This is a genomic window from Pseudomonas sp. EGD-AK9 (genome assembly GCF_000465935.2).
In the GTDB taxonomy this organism is placed as follows: Bacteria; Pseudomonadota; Gammaproteobacteria; order Pseudomonadales; family Pseudomonadaceae; genus Aquipseudomonas.
Genome location: NZ_AVOF01000277.1, coordinates 1 through 4,237, shown reverse-complemented (window position 1 = coordinate 4,237; position 4,237 = coordinate 1). Strand labels below are relative to the sequence as shown.

The window sequence follows — 4,237 nt, the reverse complement described above, 5'->3', positions numbered from 1 at the left end:
AGCGCCTGGGCCTGAGCGAGGGCGCACGGGTGCGCCTGCAGATCGCCGGCGAGTCGTTCGAGCTGCCGCTGCAGCTGAGCGATCGGCTGGCCCCCGGCCTGCTCGCCCTGCCCCATGGCATCGCCGGGCTGCCGGCAGTGTTCGACGGCCTGCTGGCCGAGCGCATCGAAGAGGTGCGGCCATGAGCTGGCTCAGCCCCGAGCTGCTGGCGATCCTCAGCGCCGTGCTCAAGGCACTGGTCATCCTGGTCGCCGTGGTGCTCTGCGGCGCCCTGCTCAGCTGGGTGGAGCGCCGCCTGCTGGGGCTCTGGCAGGATCGCTACGGACCCAACCGGGTCGGCCCGTTCGGCGCCTTCCAGCTCGGCGCGGACATGATCAAGATGTTCTTCAAGGAGGACTGGACGCCGCCGTTCGCCGACCGCCTGATCTTCACCCTGGCGCCCATAGTCGCCCTCAGCGCGCTGCTGATCGCCTTCGCCGTGGTGCCCATCACCCCCACCTGGGGCATCGCCGACCTGAATATCGGCCTGCTGTTCTTCTTCGCTATGGCCGGCCTCGCGGTCTATGCCGTGCTGTTCGCCGGCTGGTCCAGCGCCAACAAGTTCGCCCTGCTCGGCAGCCTGCGCGCCTCGGCGCAGACGGTGTCCTACGAGGTGTTCATGGGCCTGGCGCTGATGGGCGTGGTGGCCCAGGCCGGCACCTTCAACCTGCGCGAAATCGTCGACTACCAGCACCAGCACCTGTGGTTCATCGTTCCGCAGTTCCTCGGCTTCTGCACCTTCTTCATCGCCGGCGTGGCGGTCACCCACCGTCATCCGTTCGACCAGCCGGAGGCCGAACAGGAACTGGCCGATGGCTACCACATCGAGTACGCCGGGATGAAATGGGGGATGTTCTTCGTCGGCGAGTACATCGGCATCGTGCTGGTCTCGGCGCTGCTGGTAACGCTGTTCTTCGGCGGCTGGCACGGCCCGCTGCTGCCGACCTTCGTCTGGTTCGCGCTGAAGACGGCGTTCTTCATCATGCTGTTCATCCTGCTGCGCGCGTCCATACCGCGGCCGCGCTACGACCAGGTGATGAACTTCAGCTGGCTGGTATGCCTGCCGCTGACCCTGCTCAACCTGCTGGTGACCGGCGCCCTGGTGCTGGTCGCGGCGGCTTAGGGAGGTTGCTATGTTCCGCGCCATCGGCCACATCCTGCACGGCACCTACACCCAGCTACGCAGCCTGGCGATGATCTTCGCCCACGCCTTTCGCAAGCGCGACACCCTGCAGTACCCGGAGGAGCCGGTGTACCTGCCGCCGCGCTACCGCGGGCGCATCGTGCTGACCCGCGACCCCGACGGCGAGGAGCGCTGCGTGGCCTGCAACCTCTGCGCGGTGGCCTGCCCGGTGGCCTGCATCTCGCTACAGAAGGCCGAGAGCGCCGACGGCCGCTGGTACCCGGAGTTCTTCCGCATCAACTTCTCGCGCTGCATCTTCTGCGGCCTGTGCGAGGAGGCCTGCCCGACCACCGCGATCCAGCTCACCCCGGACTTCGAGATGTGCGAGTTCGACCGCCAGCAACTGGTGTACGAGAAGGACGACCTGCTGATCGCCGGCCCCGGCAAGTACCCGGACTACAACTTCTACCGGGTGGCCGGCCTGGCCATCGCCGGCAAACCCAAGGGCGCGGCGCTGAACGAGGCCGAGCCGGTCAATGTGAAGGGGTTGTTGCCATGACGAGAACATTCGCGTCGATAGGCTCCATGCAGCTCCCCGGAGGGGTTACCACGCAGGATCCTGCCAACATTCAATTCATCAGGCGCGCGAAGTCCCCCGTCAGGAGGCCGAACGGAGGTATTGCGCAGGGGGACGATCCGCAGGGACGCGGCGAGAGGCGTAATGGGCCAAGGATGGCCCATGTACGCCGGCCCCCGGAGCGATACCGGAGAGAGGGGAGTCGAGCGCAGCGAGACCCGGATGCAGGGGCGTGTTTCTTTTGCTTACTTTTCTTTGCACGAGCAAAGAAAAGTAAGGCGCCCGAGGGGGCGCAACCAGAGCTACCGGCACACGCAAAAGCGGCGGCTGCCTTTGCACCTGAAGTGCTCCAAAAACATAGACCTGAGGGAGGCCACTGACCATGGCCATCGCCTTCTACCTCTCCGGCGCCATCGCCCTGCTCGCCACGCTGCGGGTGATCGGCCACCACAACCCGATCCACGCCCTGCTCTACCTGATCATTTCGCTGCTGGCCGTGGCCATGTGCTTCTTCGCCCTCGGCGCGCCCTTCGCCGGGGCGCTGGAGATCATCGTCTACGCCGGGGCGATCATGGTGCTGTTCGTCTTCGTGGTGATGATGCTCAACCTCGGCCCGGCGGTGATCGCCCAGGAGCGCAAGTGGCTGACCCCGGGCATCTGGATCGGCCCCGGCATCCTCGCCGCGCTGCTGCTGGCCTTGCTGCTGCATGCCCTGTGGCGGCTCGACGGCGGCCAGCCGCTGGGGCACACCACGGTGGCGCCCAAGGCGGTGGGCATCAGCCTGTTCGGCCCCTACCTGCTGGCGGTGGAACTGGCCTCGATGCTGCTCCTGGCGGCGCTGGTCGCCGCCTTCCACCTCGGCCGCGCGGAGGCCAACCAGCCATGATCGACACGGTACCGCTGGAACACGGCCTGGCCCTGGCCGTACTGCTGTTCTGCCTGGGCCTGCTGGGCCTGCTGGTGCGGCGCAACATCCTGTTCATGCTGATGAGCCTGGAGGTGATGATGAACGCCGCCGCCCTCGCCTTCGTCGTCGCCGGCAGCCGCTGGGCGCAGGCCGACGGCCAGGTGATGTTCATCCTGGTGATCACCCTGGCCGCCGCCGAGGCGGCCATCGGCCTGGCCATCCTGCTGCAGCTGTACCGCCGCCACGACAGCCTCGACATCGACTCGGCCAGCGAGATGCGCGGATGAACCTGTTGCCCCTGACCCTGCTCCTGCCGCTGCTCGGCTTCCTCGCCCTGGCGTTCTCCCGCGGGCGCCTGAACGAGAACCAGGCGGCGACCATCGGCGTCGGCTCGGTCGGCCTCGCCGCGCTGACCGCGCTGTGGGTCGGCTGGCAGTTCCTCAGCGCGCCGCCGGCCGGCGGCGTCCACGTCCAGCCGCTGTGGCAATGGCTGGAGGTGGACGGTTTCGCCCCGGCCATCGCCCTGCACCTGGACGGCCTGTCGCTGACCCTGCTCGGCGTGGTCAGCGGCGTCGGCTTTCTCATCCACCTGTTCGCCAGCTGGTACATGCGCGGCGAGGAAGGCTACGCGCGCTTCTTCGCCTACATGAACCTGTTCGTCGCCAGCATGTTGCTGCTGGTGCTCGGCGACAACCTGCTGGCACTGTACTTCGGCTGGGAAGGCGTGGGCCTGTGCAGCTACCTGCTGATCGGTTTCTACTACCGCAACCCGGCCAACGGCGCGGCGGCGCTGAAGGCCTTCATCGTCACCCGCATCGGCGACGTGTTCCTCGCCCTCGGCCTGTTCCTGCTCTACCACGCCCTCGGCACGCTGAACATCCGCGAGCTGCTGGAGCTGGCGCCGCAACGCTTCGCCAGCGGCGATGCGCTGCTGACCCTGGCCACCCTGCTGCTGCTCGGCGGCGCGGTGGGTAAGTCGGCGCAGCTGCCGCTGCAGACCTGGCTGGCCGACGCCATGGCCGGCCCGACCCCGGTGTCGGCGCTGATCCACGCCGCCACCATGGTCACCGCCGGGGTCTACCTGATCGCCCGCTGCCACGGCCTGTTCAGCCTGGCGCCGCTGAGCCTCGCCCTGGTCGGCGCGGTGGGCGCCATCACCCTGCTGCTGGCCGGCTGCGCGGCGCTGGTGCAGCGCGACATCAAGCGCATCCTGGCCTACTCGACCATGAGCCAGATCGGCTACATGTTCCTCGCCCTGGGCGTCGGCGCCTGGCAGGCGGCGATCTTCCACCTGATGACCCATGCCTTCTTCAAGGCCCTGCTGTTCCTCAGCGCCGGCGCGGTGATCAACGCCTGCCACCACGAGCAGGACATCTTCAGGATGGGCGGCCTGCGCCGGCGTCTGCCGCTGGTCTACGCCTGCTTCCTGGTCGGCGGCGGCGCCCTGGCCGCGCTGCCGCTGGTGACCGCCGGCTTCTATTCCAAGGACGAGATCCTCTGGCAGGCCCTGGCCGGCGGCGAGCGCCTGCTGCTGGCGGCCGGCCTGGTCGGCGCCCTGCTCACCTCGCTGTACACCTTCCGCCTGATCTTC

The 4,237-nt window shown here is 68.1% G+C and carries 6 protein-coding genes; all 6 read left to right on the top strand.

Features of this window, described 5'->3' with window-relative positions:
* On the top strand, positions 1 to 185 hold a 185-nt coding region (locus N878_RS28990; RefSeq protein ID WP_031303165.1), incomplete at its 5' end, for a hypothetical protein.
* Complete coding sequence (gene nuoH / locus N878_RS13740; protein WP_021444220.1) at positions 182 to 1,162, top strand: NADH-quinone oxidoreductase subunit NuoH; 981 nt, start codon at positions 182 to 184, stop codon at positions 1,160 to 1,162. The genes N878_RS28990 and nuoH, both read left to right, overlap by 4 nt.
* A gap of 10 nt (positions 1,163 to 1,172) precedes the next feature.
* Positions 1,173 to 1,721: an NADH-quinone oxidoreductase subunit NuoI gene (nuoI, locus tag N878_RS13735; protein WP_021444219.1), complete on the top strand. Its 549-nt coding sequence runs from the start codon at positions 1,173 to 1,175 to the stop codon at positions 1,719 to 1,721.
* 400 nt (positions 1,722 to 2,121) lie between these two features.
* Positions 2,122 to 2,625 (top strand): NADH-quinone oxidoreductase subunit J, encoded by a 504-nt coding sequence (gene nuoJ / locus N878_RS13730; RefSeq protein WP_021444218.1) that lies wholly within the window; start codon positions 2,122 to 2,124, stop codon positions 2,623 to 2,625.
* A complete protein-coding gene (nuoK, locus tag N878_RS13725) occupies positions 2,625 to 2,933 on the top strand; it encodes an NADH-quinone oxidoreductase subunit NuoK (RefSeq protein WP_122108003.1) in 309 nt (102 codons plus the stop codon). Before nuoJ ends, nuoK begins: the two co-directional genes overlap by 1 nt.
* Positions 2,930 to 4,237: NADH-quinone oxidoreductase subunit L (gene nuoL, locus N878_RS13720; RefSeq protein ID WP_021444216.1), on the top strand; the 1,308-nt coding region annotated here is incomplete at its 3' end. The genes nuoK and nuoL, both read left to right, overlap by 4 nt.